The organism is Ochrobactrum sp. WV_118_8, from assembly GCF_039631535.1.
GTDB classification, from domain to species: domain Bacteria; phylum Pseudomonadota; class Alphaproteobacteria; order Rhizobiales; family Rhizobiaceae; genus Brucella; species Brucella anthropi.
Genome location: NZ_JBDIUZ010000002.1, coordinates 1,241,191 through 1,260,911, shown reverse-complemented (window position 1 = coordinate 1,260,911; position 19,721 = coordinate 1,241,191). Strand labels below are relative to the sequence as shown.

Here is a 19,721-nt window from a genome sequence, read left to right as displayed (position 1 = left end):
GGTCGGTCGCGTCGCAAGCAAGGGAATGCAGCCTCATGAATACATACGGAAAACTATTTTCAGCCGCGCTGGTCGCGGCTGCGCTCAACAGCACGGCGGTCGGACAGGTCTTTGCCAAGACGTTGATCTATTGCTCCGAGGCATCTCCTGAAATGTTCGATGCGGCGCAAACGACATCCGGCGCCGTGTATGATGCGTCGGCGCGCAATGTGTCCAACGGACTTATCAAGATCAAGCGCGGCTCGACGGAACTGGAACCCGGCCTCGCGGAAAGCTGGGACGTTTCTGCCGACGGCAAGGAATATACGTTTCACCTGCGAAAGGGCGTGAAGTTTCACACCACGAGTTTTTTCACTCCGACGCGTGAATTCAATGCAGACGATGTGATCTTCACGTTCGACCGTCAGGGGAACAAGGACAATCCCTACTACAATCAGGGTACATGGCCGCAATTCGGAGCTTATTCCTTCCCGTCGCTGATCGAGAAAATCGAAAAGATCGACGATCACACGGTCAAGTTTGTGCTGACGCATCCCGAAGCGACGTTTATCTCGACGCTGTCGCTGACATTCGCCGTCATTCAGTCCAAGGAATATGCCGACAAGCTGGTCGCCGAAGGCCGCATTGCGGAGTTCAGCCAGCAGCCAGTCGGAACCGGCCCTTATCAGTTTGTCGCCTATCAGAAGGATAGCGCCATCCGCTATCAGGCCAATCCCGATTACTGGGCGGGCAAGCAGAAAATCGACAATCTCATCTTTGCGATCACGCCGGATGCGGCAGTGCGCTATCAGAAACTGAAGTCGGGCGAGTGTCATGTCATTGCCGCTCCCAATCCCGCCGATATTGCAGAGATGAAGAAAGACCCGGCCGTCGAAATGCTGCACAAGGAAGGTTTGAACCTGTCCTTCCTAGCCTACAACACCCAGCAAAAACCGTTTGACGATGTGCGTGTCCGCAAGGCGCTGAACATGGCAGTCAACAAGGCTGCTATCATCGATGCAGTGTATCTCGGCTCTGCGGTCGCTTCGGTCAATCCGCTCCCGCCCAGTGTCTGGGGCTACAACAAGAACGTCAAGGACGACGCTTACGATCCTGAACAGTCGCGCAAGATGCTCGATGAAGCGGGCGTCAAAGACCTGAAAATGAAGATCTGGGCCATGCCCGTGCAGCGGCCCTATATGCCGAATGCGCGCCGTGCAGCCGAGCTCATTCAGTCTGACTTCGCCAAGGTGGGGGTAACGGCGGAAATCGTCACCTATGACTGGGGCGAATATCTCAAGCGTTCGCTGGATAAGGACCGCGATGGTGCCGTCATGCTTGGCTGGACCGGTGGCATTGCCGATCCCGACAACTTCCTCGCCGCTCTTTTGAGCTGCCAGGCCATCGGCAGCGCCAATCGCGCAAACTGGTGCGATCAGGACTTCGAGAAGCTCATTCAGGCGGCCAAGCTGACCACCGATCAGGCCGAGCGCACCAAGCTCTACGAGCAGGCGCAGGTCGTGTTCAAGGAACAGGCTCCCTGGCTGACCATTGCTCATCAGATTGTCGAGCAGCCGATCAGCAAGAAAGTCAAAGACTTCCGCATCGATCCCTTTGGCGGCTATCTGTTCGAAGATGTCGACATCGAAGAATAGGCTTCGTCCTCCGCCGGTTTGATGACCGGTGATGAAATTCTGGGTAGCGGGCATAGAGCATAATCCGACCGGAGTGAAACGAGGATCGATAAGATTATGCTTTGGAAAGAAAGTTTAGAGCGCCGATCTGATTGAATCAGATCGGCGCTCTAAACGCCCGCTATTCTTCTTTGGTTCTCGGATCAAATCCGGGCCGATTCCGACCAATAACCGAGAAAATATAATGGATATCGTAGACCGCTTTCTAGCCTATACCCGCATCAACACGACCGCTGTGCCGAATGCAGGCAACCTCCCGTCGAGCGAGGGACAAACCGATCTCGCAAAGTTGCTCGCCAGCGAAATGCGCGCCATGGGTATGGATGTTGAAGAGCGTGACCACTCGATTGTTGTCGGCACATTGCCTGCCAATGTCTCGAATGCCGATCAGCAGTTTCCGACGATTGCATGGGTCGCCCATCTCGATACGTCCGGCGAATATACGACCGATACCCGTGCTCATGTGGTCGATTATCGGGGCGGAGATATCCTGCTCAACGAAACGACCGGTGCTGTCATGCGGCTTGCCGAGTTCCCGGAGCTGGAACGTTATGTCGGGGACCAGATCATCGTGACGGACGGCACCAGCCTGCTCGGCGCCGATAACAAATCTGCCATTGCCGAGGTCATGCATGCCATGCAGATCCTGACCACGCATCCCGAAATCGAGCACGGCACGGTCAAGGTTGTTTTCGTTCCCGATGAGGAAATCGGATTGCTCGGAGCCAAGGCGCTCGACGTCGCGTCCCTGAACGCCGATTTCGCCTATACGCTCGACTGCTGTGCGGTTGGCGAGATCGTGTATGAAAACTGGAACGCCGGTGAATTCCGCCTCACCTTCAAAGGCCAGCCAGCCCATCCGATGTCGGCCAAGGGCAAGCTGCGCAATGCCATTCTCTACGCCCAGCAATTCATTGCCATGATGCCGGGCGGCGAACGCCCAGAATATACGGAAGGTACCGAAGGCTATTATTGGGCCAAGGGCATTCAAGGAACAGTCGCCGAGACCAACCTGATCATCGACATTCGCGATTTCACGAAGGACGGTTACGAAACACGTCGTGCATTCATCGAAAACCTCGCCGCAAGTTTCAACCAGCTTCATGGCGAGGGCACGGTTCATGTAGACTACAAGGCTGTCTACCGGAACGCTGCCGAGAGCCTGGAAGGCGAAAATCGCTATCCGGTCGTTCTTGCCCTTCAGGCCATGAAGGCAATAGGCGTGACACCGACACCGCTGCCGATGCGCGGCGGCTATGACGGTGCGGTGCTGTCCGAAAAAGGACTGCCATGCCCGAACCTGTTCTGCGGCGCGCACAACTTCCACTCGATTTACGAGTTTCTACCGGTCGGTTCGCTTAACAAAGCCTCCGAAATGGTCATCGAAATACTGAAGAGCGCACGGATAACCGACAAAAGCATTGGTTGATCCGACACAGACATTGAGGAGACGTGAATTCATCTCGTCTCCTCGCTCTGTCTATGCCTTCGGCCACCGGCAAAGCGGTTCTGTTTTAGAGCATTTCCTGTTTTGATTGAATCATTAGAAATGCTCTATCTGTTTGTTTTTACGCATGTCTCCCGAAACCGGTTCCCACTTTCGGGAGACATGCTCTAGTATCCTATTGCAGCACCAGCGACGGCACGGCTGTCGATAGCGCCGTAATAGCGGTTGTCACCACCCTTTTCGATTGCTGCCATATCCTTGCCGCCGACAAGAATGCCAGCTGCCTCGCCCCAGACCGGCCAGTCAGCGTCTTCCCCGACCGTATAGCCCATGCCGGTCAGCAACCGGATCGTATCCGGCGAAAGCGCGTTCGCTTCCATATAGACCCGATCCGGCAGCCACTGGTGATGGATGCGCGGGGCATCGATAGCCTCCTGAATGTCCATGCCGTGATCGATGACATTCATGATCGCCTCAAGCGTGATCGTGATGATGCGCGAACCGCCGGGGCTGCCTATGACCATGAACGGCTTGCCATCCTTCGATACGATAGTCGGACTCATTGAGGACAACGGTGACTTGCGCGGTTCGATGGCATTGGCTTCGCCTTGTATGAGACCATAGAGATTGGCCACGCCCGGCTTGATGGTGAAGTCGTCCATCTCGTTGTTGAGGAGAATTCCGGTGCCTTCGGCCACCTTGGCCGTGCCGAACGATCCGTTCAGCGTGTAGGTCACGGCGACAGCATTGCCGTCCTTGTCCACGATGGAATAATGCGTGGTTTCGTTGGACTCCTTGAATTCAGCTGGCTTCAGCGCCTCGCTGACGCCAGCGCGATAAGGATCGATACGACTGCGAATTTCTGCAGCATAGGCCTTGCTGGTGAGCTTCTCGATCGGATTGTCAACGAAATCAGGGTCGCCCAGCGCCGTGTTGCGGTCCACATAGGCGTGGCGCATCGCTTCCACCATCAAACGCGTGGTTTCCGCGGAACCATAGCCCAGATAGGAAATCGGGTAGCCCTCAAGCACGTTCAGGATTTCACAAATGATCAGTCCGCCCGAAGAAGGCGGCGGCGACGAAACGATGTCATAGCCGCGATAGCTGCACTTGACCGGTTCGAGCTCACGGACCTTGTATTCTTCGAAATCGGCCTTGGCGAGAATGCCGCCATTCTCCTTGCTCGATTTGACAATCAGATCGGCGATATCGCCCTGATAGAAGGCCGATGGCCCCTTTTCCGAAATGGCCGAAAGCGACTTTGCCAGATCCGGCTGGACAAGCCTCTCGCCCAACGGAATCGGTTTTCCGTCTTTCAGGAAGATTTTCGCCGCCGCCGGGTCTTTCGCCAGTCTTTCATTGCCGTCAGCAAAGGAGAGAATATCGCCCAGTTCAAGCGTAAAGCCATCTTTGGCAAGTTTCAGTGCCGGGTCGATCAGCTCCTCGCGCTTGCGGGTGCCATATTTTTCGCGTGCTTCCTCAAGGCCAGCCACCGTGCCCGGCACGCCGATGGCGAGATAGGTTTCAGTGCTGGCGCCTTCGACCGGCTTGCCATCCTTGTCCAGATACATGGTTTTGGTGGCGGCGAGCGGCGCACGCTCGCGAAAATCAAGAAAGGTGCTCTTGCCGTCCTTGAAGCGGATCGTCATGAAACCACCCCCGCCGAGATTACCGGCAGTCGGATAGACAACCGCCAGTGCATAGCCGACAGCGACAGCCGCATCGACGGCATTGCCACCGTTCTTCAGCACATCGATACCGACTTGCGACGCAAGATGCTGGGCCGTAACCACCATGCCGTTCTGGCCTTCGGCCGGGGCTGGCGATGCCGCATGAGCCGATGGCAGATGGCCTGCAACGGCAATGACAGCGGCAAGGGAAAGCGATTTCAGTCTGTAATGCTGCATGTCTTTCCTCCCATGTGTTCTCCCGGACGGGAGTCCAACAACAACGTCCGCAATATCTTGCGCAAAAGCAAGCGTGAGAAATCCTATCCAGCCGAACTTGCGGATAGAGCGCTAAGAGATGATAATGCGAAGTATTCGGTTCAGATGCTGCTGGAGTTGCAGCCGAACCCGAAGCCCTAGCCAGTTCCTTCCGGAACACTCTGGCCATTCGGGCTGTATTTCCATTCCATTTCTGATGATGCGATCTCACCTTGCAGGAGAAATCCATGACCTATGCTCAATGCGCATGCGGAAATCTGACAGTAACGCCCCACGGGCCACCGCAATTGACGGCACTGTGCCACTGCTTCGCCTGTCAGCGGAGAACAGGTTCGCCATTCAGTGCAAATGCCTTCTATGCGATAGACTGCGTTGAAATTTCAGGCGCATCGACAGAATTCATTCGGACGGCGGAAAGTGGCCGCAAGGTCCGGATGCATTTTTGCCCGGCTTGCGGCTCGACTGTCTATTGGCTGCCTGATGCGGCCCCTTCCGTAATCGGCGTGGCAGTTGGCCTTTTTGCCGATCCGGCTTTTGCCCAGCCCACCCTATCTGTATTCGAGCAATCGAAGCATGAATGGGTGTTCCTTGATGAAACGATGGAGCACTTTCCACGTTTGCCGGAGAACGACTAGAGCATGTCTCTCGAAAGAGGAAACCGGTTTCGGAATAAAGACGTGCGTAAAAACAAACGGATAGAGCATTTCCTATGATTCAATCAAAACAGGAAATGCTCTGGCGGCCTGCTTCAGACAGATCGTCAAACTATTCCGATCATTCTTCTGGAACTTTACGCACCGGTCGTTGCCAGCGTTCGTAGCAGGGTTGAGAAAGTGAGGGAGCGGTTCGCGTCAGACTGGCTGTCGCTGATGCCGTCGTTTCGCGACAGCGACTTGCGGACATTGCTCGGACTATAGCCAAAATGCTGCGTGAATGCCCGCGTGAAATTGGCTGCCGTATCGAAGCCAAACAGCTGCGCTATGTCGGACACCCTGCGGTTTTCGGATGCATCCGCAAGCATCTCATGTGCTGCAAGCAAACGCTTCTGGCGAATATAGTTGAGTACCCCGCCCGAGCCTTCGAACAGCTGATAGAGATGCGTGCGTGAGATGGCGAGCTCCTTGCTCAGTGCATCGGGCGTGAGTTCACGGGACGTGAGATTTTTCTGGATAAAGCGTCTGGCCTTGGTCATCAACCCCAGAGAAGCCCCGAGAGACGCATTGTGTTCGCTCGCATCGTTTTCCTTTACCAAAGGGGCGATCGTGTCAAATACGATCTGACGCAGGGCGTCGCGCAGCTCCGGCAGGTCTTCGCTTCTGATATGGTCAAGTCCCGCCTGGATCGTCGATACGAAATCGATCAGCAGCTTGGCGCGATAGCCTCCAAGCGTCGCATTGTTGCACGCTTCCGGCATACCGCCCAGACCGGCGAAATGATCGACCGGAATGATCAGCAGCACCACGTCCGTTGCCAGCGCACGACCGCGAAACGGATAACCAAACGAACGGATATTGATCATGCCGGGCTCGTTTTCCGCCACACGATCATCCACCGCCGTCCATGTGCGACCGCTTCGCAGAAAACTGATCTGCCAGTGATCAATCGGGCTGAAACGAACCTTTTCCGCTGTACGTTCATAACTGAATGGAGGAACAGTCTGTTCTATCAGCAGCATGCCGCGCAGATCCCAGACTTTCTGGGTAACGGCAAAACCGTCTTCGGCGTTCACACCATCCGGCATCCGCACATCATAGAGGGGAGCCACGTGCTGTTGCCATGTGGGAAACTGTGCGCAGGGTTCCAGCTCTTCGGTCGTAAAGACCAGCGGGGTCAGAATATTGGTGCTTCGGGCATCTTCTCCAAGGGGCGCGAGTGGAACGCGCACTGACTGGCGGCGCTCCACAAAATCGGGCTTCAGATCACGCGAGGCCTTGTCGCTCGGGGATGTCACGGCAACTCCCTAAACCAACCCGGAGGCTCGAGGCGCGGTAATGGCGACCCAAGCCCTGCGTTGATAGTAGCATTTGCACGTATAAAATCAAAATAAGCTGGAACACTATCAGCCACGTAACCGTTCAGACCGGTAGCCGACGTTTCCTCTTACGCGCCGACAACCCCGCTTTCCCGGCCTTTTCCCAGATTTGGCCGGAAGTGTCGGAGCGCGCAAAACGGTCTCTGAAATGAGTTGATTGCATCCCATTTGATGAAAATTTTCAGGAAAATCCGGCCAGAATATTAAAACGCGTCCGATAGAAAGCACGGTAATAACAACCGGAGGCAATCGCATGAACAATGTATTTGCATATACTGTGCGCCGCGAAAGCTTGAAATGGGCTGCCGCTATTGTCGTTGGACTGTCCGCTTCATTATGCCTGACGGCAGGCGCCGAAGCCAAGGATGCCCGCAAGCAGAAAAGCGAAACGGTTTCCGTTTACCTCGTCAAGTACAAGGTGAATAGCCAAGCGCGCTACAACAAGCCTGCATCGGCCAAGGTCATCAGGGTTTCCGCCACGCAATATGCGGCCGGTACGCCCTATGTGTGCACGCCGAGCGGTTTCGGGCAGAAATCCCGCTGCTTCATCCGCGATTAGAGCACAATCCGACCGGCGTGAAACTGTTTTCGGAATGCGCTCCATGGCATACCGGCTCGCAAGAACTCCATACAGATCAGCGAGCCGGCATGCTTGCCTGGCGATTATCTCGCCTTGGCTTTCATGATCGCCAGTCCCTTGCTAACACGGTCGCCGCGCAGCAGCTTGGCGGCCTCATCGGTCGGGCGTGGCGGATTGTTACGGAAGACATACCAGCTGCCGCCCAGTGAGCGCTTCTGATAGATGACGCCATCTTTCTCGCGATGGAGGAAGCAGGTCGTATCGCTGCCGCCGCCCATCTTGTTGACCCAATAGGCCTGCAGGCAAAGCTTGCCGCGATTGGTGGCATACCAGCGCCCCTGCCCGTAAGACCACGCCCTGCCTTTCTGCGACCAGGCGATGAAACGATGTCTGTCGGCAGAGAAATAGCCGCCGCCATCCTTCCATTTCCATGACTTACCGGAATAGAGCGCCTCAAGCGCGTCGGCGGATAGCGGTGCAGCCGCCGCAGCCTTGATGGCGATTGGGTCCTCGGTTTTCTGTTTCGGCGCCGCATCGGCAGCGCCTGCCAGAAGAAGTACGGACAGCGCCGCACCTACGGTTCTCAAACGGATCGAAAACATTGTCGTATTCCTGTTCAGACGTTGGAGCATTTCCAGCAAAAGTGCGAAGCGGTTTTGCGTGAGGTAAATGCGACATCAATCAAGCGGATGGTTCGCAACCCGCCAGTCAGGCCGCCCGACACCCCGTGGCCACGGATAGACTTCGCGGTCGTTGAAGTAGACGGTCGCAGTCAGTTCCGGAAATTCGGGCTGCGGCTTGTTGGTTTCCTGTGCCCAGGCCCGGACATAGGCGTCGCTCCCTTCATAACCGAGCTCGGCGATAACAATCGGCTTCTTGAAGCCTACCACCCGGTCGTATCCCGGTTTTGTCCGTTCAACGAATGTGGACGCATGTCCCAGTTCCAGCATATCGTAAGGTTCGTAGCCGAACACCGACAGGCCGATCACATCGACATAACCATCGCCCGGATAATAGGCCTCAAGCCCCGCATCTCCCTTCGGCGACCACATATACTTGGCATTCGGCAATGACTTGCGGCAGACATTGACCGCATGCTGATAGGCACGGACATAACCCTGTGCCGACCAGTAGGACCAGGTGAACTGGCCCGTCTTGTCGTCCATTTCCTGCGCCCAGCGAATGGTCACAGGGCTCTTCAGCTTCGAAGCAGCGGAGCAGACGGCGGCCATGTTTGTATCGTAATGCCCCCGCACGATTCCGCTCAGGAGATCATCCGGTGCAACGCGCCAGTCGCGAGCCCATGACCAGGGTTCGACGGTGATCAGCAGTTCGCGGCCCCGTTCCTGCGCATAGGCATCAGCGGTTGACAGGCTCGTCAGGTCCACATCCTCCCACGGAAGGAACAGATGCTCGATGCGGGAATTGGGATCGTTGGTGAAATCCCCGTGCGGATCATAGGCCCCGAACTTGATGGATTGCGGGGTAATGACCGGGCGCTTGTCGTGGAACATGTTGCGGGTGTCGACATTGGCACCCGAAACACCGCTCGCTGCGTAAACAGCGGTTGAAAGCAGCCCACCGCAAAGAATTGCTGTTGCTATTTTGTATGAGGTTTTCATCGCCGCCTCCTTTATTGTACGGGCGATTGGGCAACGGGCAACGCCAGATTCAGCGCTTCCGTTTTGGGCGTTATTGTTTCGATGGAGAGGAGCTTACGCGCCTCGTCATCCTTGTTTCCGCTGGCATGGCGGAAGACGTACCAGACACCGTCCGGCTCACGTTTCTGATAGATCGTCCCATCGGCGATACGGTGAGAGAAGCAGGTCTTGTTCGGGAAGACGCCCTGAGCCAGATGCCATTTCGCATCGAAGCACATCTGGCCCGACCAGGTGATCCGCCAGCGGCCTTCAGCCCAGGCCTTGCCCTTTTCGCCATCGACACGGGCGGTGAAACGGCGGTTCTGGCTTTCCATCCGGCCAGCACCGTCAGCCCACTGCCAGTTCTTGTCACGATAGAGTAGGTAAAGCTCGGCAGGCGTCATCACACGGGCGCCGTCGGGCAAACCATCTGCCGGAACCGTTGCCGCTCCAGCCGGTCCGCTTAGCCCCGCAAGCAGGACAACCAGCGGCAGGACACATCTGCTCCGATCAGTGTTCCGACCAGATCGGGACCGTTGGCCTTCAAACATCACATGTTTCATTTGAACCTCCCACGACCTTCAGGTTGCGCGCACCCGCCAAGGGTTCTTGCGATTGACGGATGCGCGCGTGCGGCAGAACGTTTGTTGGTCTTGTTTCCTGCCGCAGTTGAACAGGGCGGCCGATTGTCGAAATCCGGAAGCCCAGATTCTCGGCAACCGCCGGTGAAAAGACATTGCGCAAGTCGACGAGTACGGCGTCCCGCATGACCTGTTTCATCCGAACGAGATCAAGCTTGCGGACACTGTCCCATTCGGTCACGACCACTGCCGCATCGGCAGTGCTCAGGCACTCGTAAGGATCGTCGTAAAACTCGACGTCGCTGAGAAGACGGCGCGCATTCTCCATTCCGGCCGGATCATAGGCCCGGATGCTGGCACCGAAGCGCTGCAAGGTTTCGATGAGCGGGATGGACGGCGCATCGCGCATATCATCCGTATCGGGTTTGAACGTCAGGCCGAGGACGGCAATCGTCCGGCCTTCGACGCTGCCGCCGAGCGCATCCAGCACCTTCAGCGCCATGCGACGCTTGCGCGCTTCATTGACGGTGACCGTTTCCTCGACCAGCCGCAGGGCGACCCCGTGATCCTGCGCAGTGCGAAGCAGTGCTATCGTATCCTTCGGAAAGCAGGAGCCACCATAACCCGGCCCCGCATTGAGAAAACTGGTGCCGATACGCTTGTCCAGTCCCATGCCGAGCGCCAGCTCGGTGACATCGCTGCCAACTTCCTCACACAGATCCGCCAGTTCGTTGATGAAGGTGATCTTGGTGGCGAGAAAGGCGTTGGCCGCATATTTGATCAGTTCGGACGTCCGGCGCTGCGTGATCACGATTGGCGTCTTTGCGGTCTCAAGCGGCGGAGCATAAAGGGCGACGAGCGCAGAACGAGCGCGCTCATCTTCCACGCCGATGACGACGCGATCGGGCTCGAGGAAGTCGCGGATCGCGACACCCTCACGGAGGAACTCCGGATTGGAAGCAACAGAGAATGTGCCGGGTCGGCGCACCGAGCCGATGATCTTCTGCACCACATCGCCTGTGCCGACCGGAACGGTGGACTTGACCACGACGACACTATGGTCTTCGATCAACGGCGCAAGCTCGCGAGCGGCCATATAGACGAAGGACAGATCGGCATCGCCGTGACCTGCCCGTGCCGGTGTGCCGACGGCGATGAAGACAAGCTCCGCGCCCTTGACGGCTTCCGCCAGATTGGTGGTGAATCTGAGCCGGCCAAAGGCGAAATTGCGTTCCACCAGTTCATCCAGCCCCGGCTCGTAGATCGGCACGATGCCGCGCTCCAGCCGGACAATCTTCTGGGCATCCTTGTCGACGCAGACGACCTCGTGTCCCCATGCCGCGAAGCACGTGCCACTGACCAATCCGACATATCCCGTACCGATGACAGCGATCTTCATAATCGTCGCGCCTTTCCCGCTAGTTCGTTCCACTGGCGGTATTCGTGCGCCAGCGTGGATTGAAAATTGTCCTGTGGACGTCACGTCCGCCTACACCGGCACCGGCAACCGAGAATCGGTCGTCAAATACCGTGAAGCTTTTCGTGCCCCAGCTCAGTGCCTCGATGCCGTCGCGTCCGCGCTCGACAGTGGTAAAGCCGGTCAGCGCGACCAGCGCCGTAAAACTGCATGCCATTGCCGGTCGATAGAGGCGGCTCGTCATCCGCACGTGATTTTCGCGTGTGTGCTGGATCACGATCATCGCCATCAGGAACAGGTAGAAACACGCATTGATGATGGCGAAGATGAAGAAGCCTCGCGTCTGATCCGCACCGCTGACCAGGAGGACAGGCAGAATGGACAGACCGGAGATCAGCGCATAGGGAGCGATCACCCGCAGTGGCACCGGATCGACCTCGGATGAGCCTTTCGGCGTGACACGAAAATCGACAAAGGAACCGGTCAGCCAGTCACGGAAAGCTGCGAAGGTTCCAGCCAAAACCCAGGGCCACCGCGCCAGCAGGAACAGCATCGCTTCCCAGCTGAAAATCCTGCCGTCGACAGGGCGGAACGTCTTGCTCGACCGCCACCAGAATGCCAGCGCCAAAATCACGAGCGATTGCGGCATGAAGTGCATCAGGAAAGCGGGATAGGTGACGCTGACGAAATTATCGCCATAAGCCAGAATGGCTATCGGCAGAACGAATGTCAGCGCCAGAAAGAAAGCATAGAGAGGATACCAGAGCTGCGAGAACAGAAACTGGATCTTCAGGCGCAGCGGCAACCGACCGATCAGCTTCGGCGTATATTGCAACAGGATCATCACGAGGCTGCGCGACCACTGGAATTCCTGCGTCACAAGATCGGCGAAGGTGCGCGGACCGTCGCCATGGGCGATGGCATCCAGTGCATGAACACCCCGCCAGCCATGCGCGTTCATGAACAGGGTCGTGGAATGATCCTCGGCCAGTTCCGGCCCAAGACCGCCGATCTCCTTCAGCGCTGCCGTGCGTACCGCATAATGAGAGCCGATGCAGACCGGGGCAAAGCCTCCGTTGTAACCGGCCTGCAGCGAGCCATGCATGCTGGCTTCCACATAGAGACGCCCGCGGGCCGACCAGCTTTCATGCGCATTGCGATCACAAATGCTTGGCGCGGAAACATACCCGACAGCGGGATCAGCGAAGGGCCGCAGCATATTGAAGAGATAACCCGGCTCAGGCACATGGTCGGCATCGAGCTGCGAGACGAAATCATAGCGCTCATAGCCATAGTGATCGTAGAAGAAGGCGAGATTGCCTTCCTTGCACCGGGTACGGCGCGGCCAGGTCTGCCGATGATAGTCGGCACGGCCCTTGCGTGTGGAAACGAACACGCCATGCTCACGGCACCAGGCAAGTGTCGAGGGTGAAGGATCCTCATCGGCAAGCCATGTATCGTGCGGCACATCCTGCGCCAGCATGGCGCGCAATGTTTCAGCCACCACCTCGAAAGGCTCAGACGGAGCCTTGGTGACGACCATGGCGACGCGGCTTCCGGCGGGGATGCGAAGCGGGCCTGTCGGGCGCGCTGCATGGAAGAAAATAGTGATGAAATAAAGCGGCAGGATCGTGATCCAGGCCAAGAGTGCCGTCACCAGAATGGAGCCGAGCAGATGATTGTGCTTCGCGCTGATGAACCACCATTGCCAGAAATAGGTGATAGCGAGCGCCCACAGGATGATGCCCACCACATATTCCACCCGCTTGCGGCCAGTGAAGATGGGCGCCAGCAATGGTTCCCTTTCGCCGTTGTCGCCGTCAATGGCCGGATGAATTTCGCGCCGTGTCATGTCCGCATCTCCAGACCAAAGAAGGGCGCAGCCGTGCGGATGATCGTGTCGAGATCAGAATGGATCGTGCGAAACCCAAGCTTCGCTGCCGCTTCAGCCGGGTCGGCATAAAGCACCGGCGGATCGCCAGCCCGGCGCGCGCGCATTTCGACAGGCACCTTGCGTCCGGTAAGCCGGTCTATCGCATCCACGATTTCCTTGATGGATGTTCCGCGCCCGGTTCCCAGATTAAGGACCAGATTGCCGCCGCCATTCAGCAGGTGCTCGACCGCAAGCACATGTGCCCGTGCCAGATCGACCACGTGAATATAATCGCGAATGCAGGTGCCATCCGGCGTTTCATAATCGTCGCCATAGACTTCCAGACAATCCGCCATGCCCGCCGCAGCCAGCATGGCGCGCGGTATCAAATGAGTTTCGGGATCGTGCTTTTCGCCCAGTTCGCCATCCAGATCAGCACCGCAGGCATTGAAGTAGCGCAGTGCCGCATAGGGCATGCCATAGGCTGCCGAATAATCGGCCAGCATATGTTCCGCGATCAGCTTTGTGCGTCCGTAAGGGTTGATCGGATTCTGCATTTCGCCTTCGCGGATCGGCAGCACATCCGGAATGCCATAGGTGGCGCAGCTCGACGAGAAAATGACCGGGCGTCCACCTGTCAGGCGGCTGGCCTCAAGAACGGACTGGATGCCGCCGACATTGTTGCGATAATATTTTGCGGGGTCCGTGACGGATTCACCCACATAGGCCGAAGCCGCAAAGTGGATGATGGCAGCCGGATCGAAGGTTCTGATAGCAGCGATAAGCTGTTCCTGCGAAAGCGTGTCGCCCTCGACAAACTCGCCCCAGCGCACGGAAGACCGGTGGCCCGTCGACAGGTTGTCATAGACGACCGGCGAGAATCCGCTCTTGTGCAGAAGCTTGGCGGTATGGCTGCCAATGAAGCCGGCACCACCGGTGACGAGTATATTTTGCCGGGTCATCTCGCCACCTCGAAGAGCTCGCCCGATGGTCTGACCAGCTGGCGTTCAAAATAGGCGATCGTCTGCTTCAGCCCTTCGACAAGTGCAATCTGTGGTTCCCAGCCAAGTTCACGCTTGGCGAGCATGATGTCCGGGCGCCGCTGGCGCGGATCATCAGTTGGCAGCGGGCGATAGACGATGCGCGAGGACGAATTTGTCAGCGCAATGATCTGCTCGGCCAGCTCACGCACAGTAAACTCGCCCGGATTGCCGAGATTGACGGGCTTCTGAACCTGGCTGCTCATCAAGCGGCTGAAGCCTTCGATCAGGTCATCGACATAGCAGAAGGAACGGGTCTGCGAGCCGTCGCCATAGATGGTGATATCTTCACGCTTGAGGGCCTGAACGATGAAGTTCGACACGACACGACCATCGTCGGGCCGCATGCGCGGGCCATAGGTGTTGAAGATGCGCACGATACGGATGTCGACGCCATACTGCTTGTGAAAATCGTAGAACAGCGTTTCGGCCGAGCGCTTGCCTTCGTCATAGCAGGACCGGGGGCCGAAAGAGTTCACATTGCCCCAATAGGCTTCCGGCTGCGGATGCGTTTGCGGATCACCATACACTTCCGACGTTGAAGCCTGAAAAATCCGAGCCTGATAATGCGCGGCAAGTTCGAGCAGATTGAGCGAGCCAATGACGCTCGTCTTCATCGTGTGCACCGGATCGGCCTGATAATGCGGCGGCGAAGCGGGGCATGCGAGATTGTAAATCTCATCCACCGGCAGATCGATCGGATTGACGATATCGTGGCGCACGAAGCTGAACGTGTCGTAACGCAGGAGATTGCGCAGGTTCTCAAGCCGCCCTGTCGAAAAATTATCGACGCAGATAACGAAGTTTCCTTCGTTCAAAAGACGTTCGCAAAGATGAGAACCGAGAAATCCGGCACCGCCTGCTACAAGAATGCGCCGTGTTGACATGCGCTCTGCAGATATACCCGATGATCTGAAGTTTATACTCACGAGAACCTCCAACGCTACTTCTTCACTTGCGTGATCCGAAAAAAAGCAAAGAATTTCCCTCAACGCACCCGAATAGAAGCGCGCCGGTCGGTGTTTTTCGATTGCTTTACTAGATGATTGAAGATAGCCGGGCTGAAGTCTTGAGTCGTTAGCGTAGAATCCGGAATCTTATCCTTGCGTCCATTTTTGAAATGGAGCGATTTCTGTTATCCGGTGCTTTCGTGCTGCTGTGAATGCGCTATTTCGCGCCATATTTCAGAGCATGTCACCCATAAGGGAAACCGCTTTGGGGAGGCATGTTCTAGAGCATAATCCGACCGGAGTGAAACGAGGATCGATAAGATTATGCTTGAAATATAATAGGTTAGAGCGCAGGCCTGATTGAATCAAATCTGCGTTCTAACGCAGAATATCGGACAGACGCTTCTGTTCTTTTTCGACGCGCTCGAGATTGAGGCCCGCCAGAAGATCAAGAATATGGGTCTTCATCAGGGCCGCAGCGTCGTCGCTCCTGTGCTCTTCGATGGCATCGACCAGCGCGTGATGCGCGTCGCTCTGGCAGGTCGTCTCGCGCCGTTCCCAATAGAGCGAAATGATGAGCGAGGAACGCGGCAGCAGATCGCCGACAAAACCCGCCAGGATCGAGTGTCCCGAAATTTCGGCCAGATGCGTATGGAAAAGCGCCGACAGCATGATCGCCTCGCTGTCGCGTCCGGCATGAAGGGCTTCATGCTCGTCATGGAGATGCTGGCGCAGCTGCTTGACCTGCTGGGGCTTGATGACCTTCGCCGCAAGCGAAGCCACCTCCGGCTCGATCAGCAAGCGCGCCTCGAACACTTCGCGCGCTTCCTCGCGCGAGGGTTCGGCAACGAAGGCACCGCGATTGGGTTCCAGACGCACAAGCCTGTCATGCGCCAGGGCCTGCAGGGCGGAGCGAACAAAGGCACGGCTGACGGAATAGATCGTCGCCAGCTCGTCCTCCGGCAACTTGGTGCCGGGAAGCAGACGATGGCTGACGACCGCCTCGCGCAAGCCGTTATAGACCGGAAGCCAACGCACATTCCCGCCGTTTTGGTCTGTCATGTTCGTCGCAGCCAGGTTCATCATCATCCAGTAGAAGCTGTTCAAATGGCAGATGCAGTCGGTCGATACAGCATCCGCAAATCCTCTATCAATTTCCTTACATATCGAACACAGGTCCGGCGAGTGTCAACAATGTCGCGAGTTTTGATGCACAAACCCGACTGAAATCATCTGAACGTCAATTCTGGGGCGAAAAAGGTTCAAAAATACCTTGAAAATCCTTCATTCGCGGCAGCTGATAGCCACCCAGTTTCGATGTTTTCAAGCCGAGACCGACAAGGCTTTCACACAGTTTCACCGCACAGGTCACGCCGTCGATGACCGGCAGCCCATGCTCTCTGGACAGAGAAGCGGCAAGGTCGGCCATGCCCGCACAACCAAGCACAATCGCTTCTGCATGGTCTTCCCGAATGGCCTTTGCGAATTCGTTCGAGACCTTGTTGCGCGCGTCTGATCCCGGAATTTCGAGGTCAAGCACGGCCACGTCGCTGGCCCGAACACGGGCGCAACGTGACATGAGACCATAGCGGGACAGGTTATGCTCGATTGCAGGCACCGAACGCGACAATGTGGTGACAACGCTGAACTTTCCGGCAATCAGGCTTGCCATGTGAAAAGCCGCCTCGCCGATGCCGATCACTGGCATGGTTCCGGCACAGCGCGCTGCATCAAGGCCGGTATCGTCAAAACAGGCAATGACGCAGGCATCGGCGGTCGGGCGCTTCTGCATTTCCCCGATCATGCCGGGAATGGCAAAAACCTCATCGAAATATCCTTCGATGCTCGGCGGACCGTCGGCGGGATTGCTTGCGATGATTGTTGTGCCGGCACCTGCCACGCTGCGTGCAGCCTCGCCGATCTTGTGCGTCATCGATGCAGTTGTATTGGGGTTGATGACAAGTATTTCCATTTTCCTCGAACCATCGAAATATTTGTTTTCGTTCTGGATGGTCCAGAGCGTCTTTCGGACGCTCTGCCTAGTCTGCAATACCGGCGGTCAGATTTCCCCGCCCAGATAGAGTTTCGCGACGCGATCATCCGTCGCCAGTTCTTCCGAATTGCCGGACAGGACGATCTTTCCGGTCGTCAGGGCATAGGCGCGCTGCGAGATGCGGAGCGCCATGCGTGAATTCTGCTCGACCAGAAGAACGCTCACCTTTTCGTCGCGGTTGATGGCGACGATGGAGCGGGCGATATCCTGCACCAGTTTGGGTGCGACTCCGAGAGACGGCTCGTCCAGCAGCAAAAGCTTCGGTTTGGCCATGAGCGCACGCCCAATGACCAGCATCTGCTGCTCGCCGCCGCTCATTGTGCCTGCGGCCTGCGAATAGCGTTCCTTCAGGCGCGGGAACCGCCCCAGAACCATCTCCAGCGTGTTGGCGATATCCGCCTTGCTGGAACGGGTGAACGCCCCCATCATCAGATTGTCGCGCACGCTCATATAGGGAAAGACGCGGCGGCCTTCCGGTACCATGGCAATCCCCATCTTGACGATCTCGTCCGACCGGGTGCCGTCGATCCGGCGGCCCTCATAATGGATTTCGCCCTTGCGGATCTTTTTCAGCCCCGTGATCGCCCGCAGGATCGAGGATTTGCCCGCACCATTGGCGCCGATCAGCGCGACTGTCTCTCCCTCCTGAACGCTCAGCGAAACGCCTTTCAGCGCATAGACGTGATCGTAATAGAGTTCGGCATCGGAAACTTTGAGAAGCTCTGCCATGGTCAATATCCAATCGTTTCGTCTTCTGCGCCGAGATAGGCTTCGATCACCTTCTCGTTTTCCTGGATCTGTTTCGGCGTTCCTTCCGCGATCTTCTGGCCGAAATTGATGACGACGATCCGGTCGGAAATATTCATCACCGCCGGCATGTCATGTTCCACCAGCAGCACCGTGACACCCCGGTCACGGACCGCCCGCACCATTTCCACCGCCTTGACGGTTTCGTCATGGTTCATCCCGGCAAAGGGTTCATCCAGAAGCAGGATTTTCGGCTCCGTGGCGAGACCGATGGCAATGCCAAGCGCCCGCAAGTGACCATGCGGCAGGTTCTGCGCAACCTCGTCCCGCTGCTTCCACAGGCCGAGAAACTGCAGGATTTCGTCGGCAGAGCGTCCGAATTCCTCCTGATCCCGGCGAGCAAGGCTTGACCCCACATAACAGCCGAGGAAACTCGCCTTGGCGCGCAGATGGTGGCCGACAATCACATTGTCACGCACTGTCATGCCCTTGAAGATCGTCGTTTCCTGGAAGGTGCGCACCACGCCCTTTCGCGCCACGATATGCGGTGCCAGACCGGAAATGCGCTCACCCTTGAAGCGGACTTCCCCGGAGGTGGGCGTGAGAAATGAGGCGATCAGCTTGAACAGCGTGGATTTACCCGCGCCATTCGGCCCGATGACCGACAGGATTTCCTTTTCACGCACCGAAAAGGAGACATCGTTGACCGCCACCAGACCGCCGAAACGTTTGGTAACGCTTTTGACTTCCAGAAGATCGCTCATGATCCTGCTCCCTTCTTTCCGGTCAGTCTGAGGCTGAGAAGCCCGTTAGGCAGGAACAGCATCAGGATGATGAGAACGCTGGAGAAGATCAGAAGCTGGAACTTGCCGGTCTGGAACAGGAAGTCCCAGCCGAAATAGAGGACGAAGGTTCCAATGATCGGACCGAAGACATAGCCAAGCCCGCCCAGGAAGCAGTTGAGCATGAAATTGACCGAGTCCGTGACGGTGAAGCTCGACGGATAGATCGACTGCGAGATCGCCACGAACATCGCACCGCCAAGCCCGCCGAGGAAGGACGAGATCGCATAGGCCAGCACACGCAGATTGGTGATGTTGACGCCAATCGACGAGGCAAGCTCCTCATTTTGCTGCAACGACTGGCAAAGACCACCGATGCGCGAATTGATGAGGCGATAAAGCCCCGCGAAGCACAGCACCATCAGCACAATGGATACGAAATAGAAGGCCGCGCGCGGGTTCTGCAATGTTGCGAAATCCGGCAGGATGGTCAGGCCGAAAAGCGATATGCCACCCGGCATCGGAATGCTGACCATGCCCTTGGCGCCATTGGTGATGGGCAGCGCCATCGCCAGAAGACGGGCAACTTCGGTCAGAACCAGCGTGACCATGGCGAAATAGACGCCGCGAAGCCGCAGGATCGGAATGCCGATCAGGATGCTGGCGAAAGCGCAGAACAGTCCGGCCAGAGGAAGCGTCAGCCAGAAGGAGACGCCATATTTCACCATCAGGATCGCCGACACATAGCCGCCCATAAGAGCATAGGCACCCTGGCCGATATTGATGCGACCGATATAGAAGGTGAGCCACACCCCGCCACTGACGATGGAGAGAAGCGCCACCGAAGTGAGCGTATAGTAAAGGTCGTGCCGTCCGGTTGCCTCGATCAGGACCGGAATACCGATGAAGATCAGGGCCAGAAAGGCGGCAACGCCGATAAGCTTTGTTGTCTTTGTCATG

Annotated in this window: 18 protein-coding genes; 4 read left to right on the top strand and 14 right to left on the bottom strand. The window is 57.0% G+C overall.

Annotated features, from left to right (window positions below):
- The first annotated feature begins 35 nt into the window (after positions 1-35).
- Entirely contained in the window at positions 36-1,634 is a 1,599-nt protein-coding gene (locus ABDF71_RS19880) for an ABC transporter substrate-binding protein (RefSeq protein WP_151665157.1), read from the top strand.
- 223 nt (positions 1,635-1,857) lie between these two features.
- Positions 1,858-3,102, top strand: coding sequence for a peptidase T (pepT, locus tag ABDF71_RS19875; protein ID WP_029928721.1), 1,245 nt, complete (start codon positions 1,858-1,860; stop codon positions 3,100-3,102).
- Between the two features lie 185 nt (positions 3,103-3,287).
- On the opposite strand, the gene ggt is transcribed toward pepT, so the two are convergent.
- The gene (gene ggt / locus ABDF71_RS19870) at positions 3,288-5,027 is read right to left on the bottom strand and encodes a gamma-glutamyltransferase (protein ID WP_029928720.1); all 1,740 of its coding nucleotides are present in this window, start codon (positions 5,025-5,027) and stop codon (positions 3,288-3,290) included.
- A 266-nt stretch (positions 5,028-5,293) separates the two neighbouring features.
- On the opposite strand from ggt, the gene ABDF71_RS19865 reads away from it, so the two are divergent.
- Complete coding sequence (locus tag ABDF71_RS19865) at positions 5,294-5,701, top strand: GFA family protein (protein ID WP_029928713.1); 408 nt, start codon at positions 5,294-5,296, stop codon at positions 5,699-5,701.
- 155 nt (positions 5,702-5,856) lie between these two features.
- On the opposite strand, the gene ABDF71_RS19860 is transcribed toward ABDF71_RS19865, so the two are convergent.
- A complete protein-coding gene (locus ABDF71_RS19860) occupies positions 5,857-7,017 on the bottom strand; it encodes a helix-turn-helix domain-containing protein (RefSeq protein ID WP_036588186.1) in 1,161 nt (386 codons plus the stop codon).
- Positions 7,018-7,351: 334 nt separating this feature from the next.
- Here ABDF71_RS19860 and ABDF71_RS19855 point away from each other — a divergent pair, with 334 nt between their 5' ends.
- On the top strand, positions 7,352-7,657 hold the full coding sequence (locus tag ABDF71_RS19855; protein WP_010660582.1) for a hypothetical protein: 306 nt from the start codon (positions 7,352-7,354) through the stop codon (positions 7,655-7,657).
- 104 nt (positions 7,658-7,761) lie between these two features.
- Here the strand turns inward: ABDF71_RS19855 and ABDF71_RS19850 are convergent, their stop codons facing one another.
- The 12 genes from ABDF71_RS19850 to ABDF71_RS19795 form a co-directional block, all read right to left on the bottom strand.
- Positions 7,762-8,280 (bottom strand): DUF995 domain-containing protein, encoded by a 519-nt coding sequence (locus tag ABDF71_RS19850; RefSeq protein WP_258124660.1) that lies wholly within the window; start codon positions 8,278-8,280, stop codon positions 7,762-7,764.
- Between the two features lie 75 nt (positions 8,281-8,355).
- Positions 8,356-9,300 (bottom strand): glycoside hydrolase family 26 protein, encoded by a 945-nt coding sequence (locus tag ABDF71_RS19845; RefSeq protein ID WP_010660580.1) that lies wholly within the window; start codon positions 9,298-9,300, stop codon positions 8,356-8,358.
- 11 nt (positions 9,301-9,311) lie between these two features.
- Entirely contained in the window at positions 9,312-9,869 is a 558-nt protein-coding gene (locus ABDF71_RS19840; protein ID WP_373418756.1) for a DUF995 domain-containing protein, read from the bottom strand.
- A complete protein-coding gene (locus ABDF71_RS19835) occupies positions 9,862-11,298 on the bottom strand; it encodes a UDP-glucose dehydrogenase family protein (protein WP_258124658.1) in 1,437 nt (478 codons plus the stop codon). The genes ABDF71_RS19840 and ABDF71_RS19835 overlap by 8 nt, the downstream gene beginning before the upstream one ends.
- Before the next feature lie 19 nt (positions 11,299-11,317).
- Positions 11,318-13,168, bottom strand: a complete 1,851-nt coding sequence (locus ABDF71_RS19830) for a glycosyltransferase family 2 protein (RefSeq protein WP_151607361.1) — start codon at positions 13,166-13,168, stop codon at positions 11,318-11,320.
- Positions 13,165-14,151, bottom strand: coding sequence for a UDP-glucose 4-epimerase GalE (gene galE, locus ABDF71_RS19825; RefSeq protein WP_258124656.1), 987 nt, complete (start codon positions 14,149-14,151; stop codon positions 13,165-13,167). The genes ABDF71_RS19830 and galE overlap by 4 nt, the downstream gene beginning before the upstream one ends.
- Complete coding sequence (locus ABDF71_RS19820) at positions 14,148-15,116, bottom strand: UDP-glucuronic acid decarboxylase family protein (RefSeq protein ID WP_010660575.1); 969 nt, start codon at positions 15,114-15,116, stop codon at positions 14,148-14,150. Before ABDF71_RS19820 ends, galE begins: the two co-directional genes overlap by 4 nt.
- A 441-nt stretch (positions 15,117-15,557) precedes the next feature.
- Complete coding sequence (locus tag ABDF71_RS19815) at positions 15,558-16,262, bottom strand: GntR family transcriptional regulator (RefSeq protein ID WP_029928696.1); 705 nt, start codon at positions 16,260-16,262, stop codon at positions 15,558-15,560.
- A 157-nt stretch (positions 16,263-16,419) separates the two neighbouring features.
- A complete protein-coding gene (locus ABDF71_RS19810) occupies positions 16,420-17,151 on the bottom strand; it encodes an aspartate/glutamate racemase family protein (protein WP_500061707.1) in 732 nt (243 codons plus the stop codon).
- A gap of 87 nt (positions 17,152-17,238) precedes the next feature.
- Positions 17,239-17,961, bottom strand: a complete 723-nt coding sequence (locus ABDF71_RS19805) for an ABC transporter ATP-binding protein (protein WP_010660572.1) — start codon at positions 17,959-17,961, stop codon at positions 17,239-17,241.
- Positions 17,962-17,963: 2 nt separating this feature from the next.
- Entirely contained in the window at positions 17,964-18,743 is a 780-nt protein-coding gene (locus ABDF71_RS19800) for an ABC transporter ATP-binding protein (protein WP_012093692.1), read from the bottom strand.
- On the bottom strand, positions 18,740-19,720 hold the full coding sequence (locus ABDF71_RS19795; RefSeq protein ID WP_010660570.1) for a branched-chain amino acid ABC transporter permease: 981 nt from the start codon (positions 19,718-19,720) through the stop codon (positions 18,740-18,742). The genes ABDF71_RS19800 and ABDF71_RS19795 overlap by 4 nt, the downstream gene beginning before the upstream one ends.
- Between the last annotated feature and the right edge of the window lies 1 nt (position 19,721).

Bases quoted from the DNA above. Each gene is read 5' to 3' on its own strand.
- ABDF71_RS19880 (WP_151665157.1), top strand. From the start codon at position 36: ATGAATACATACGGAAAACTATTTTCAGCCGCGCTGGTCGCGGCTGCG.
- galE (WP_258124656.1), bottom strand. From the start codon at position 14,151: ATGACCCGGCAAAATATACTCGTCACCGGTGGTGCCGGCTTCATTGGC.
- ABDF71_RS19795 (WP_010660570.1), bottom strand. From the start codon at position 19,720: ATGACAAAGACAACAAAGCTTATCGGCGTTGCCGCCTTTCTGGCCCTG.
- pepT (WP_029928721.1), top strand. From the start codon at position 1,858: ATGGATATCGTAGACCGCTTTCTAGCCTATACCCGCATCAACACGACC.
- ABDF71_RS19835 (WP_258124658.1), bottom strand. From the start codon at position 11,298: ATGAAGATCGCTGTCATCGGTACGGGATATGTCGGATTGGTCAGTGGC.
- ABDF71_RS19850 (WP_258124660.1), bottom strand. From the start codon at position 8,280: ATGTTTTCGATCCGTTTGAGAACCGTAGGTGCGGCGCTGTCCGTACTT.
- ABDF71_RS19845 (WP_010660580.1), bottom strand. From the start codon at position 9,300: ATGAAAACCTCATACAAAATAGCAACAGCAATTCTTTGCGGTGGGCTG.
- ABDF71_RS19830 (WP_151607361.1), bottom strand. From the start codon at position 13,168: ATGACACGGCGCGAAATTCATCCGGCCATTGACGGCGACAACGGCGAA.
- ABDF71_RS19815 (WP_029928696.1), bottom strand. From the start codon at position 16,262: ATGAACCTGGCTGCGACGAACATGACAGACCAAAACGGCGGGAATGTG.
- ggt (WP_029928720.1), bottom strand. From the start codon at position 5,027: ATGCAGCATTACAGACTGAAATCGCTTTCCCTTGCCGCTGTCATTGCC.
- ABDF71_RS19865 (WP_029928713.1), top strand. From the start codon at position 5,294: ATGACCTATGCTCAATGCGCATGCGGAAATCTGACAGTAACGCCCCAC.
- ABDF71_RS19805 (WP_010660572.1), bottom strand. From the start codon at position 17,961: ATGGCAGAGCTTCTCAAAGTTTCCGATGCCGAACTCTATTACGATCAC.
- ABDF71_RS19820 (WP_010660575.1), bottom strand. From the start codon at position 15,116: ATGTCAACACGGCGCATTCTTGTAGCAGGCGGTGCCGGATTTCTCGGT.
- ABDF71_RS19855 (WP_010660582.1), top strand. From the start codon at position 7,352: ATGAACAATGTATTTGCATATACTGTGCGCCGCGAAAGCTTGAAATGG.
- ABDF71_RS19810 (WP_500061707.1), bottom strand. From the start codon at position 17,151: ATGGAAATACTTGTCATCAACCCCAATACAACTGCATCGATGACGCAC.
- ABDF71_RS19800 (WP_012093692.1), bottom strand. From the start codon at position 18,743: ATGAGCGATCTTCTGGAAGTCAAAAGCGTTACCAAACGTTTCGGCGGT.
- ABDF71_RS19840 (WP_373418756.1), bottom strand. From the start codon at position 9,869: ATGTTTGAAGGCCAACGGTCCCGATCTGGTCGGAACACTGATCGGAGC.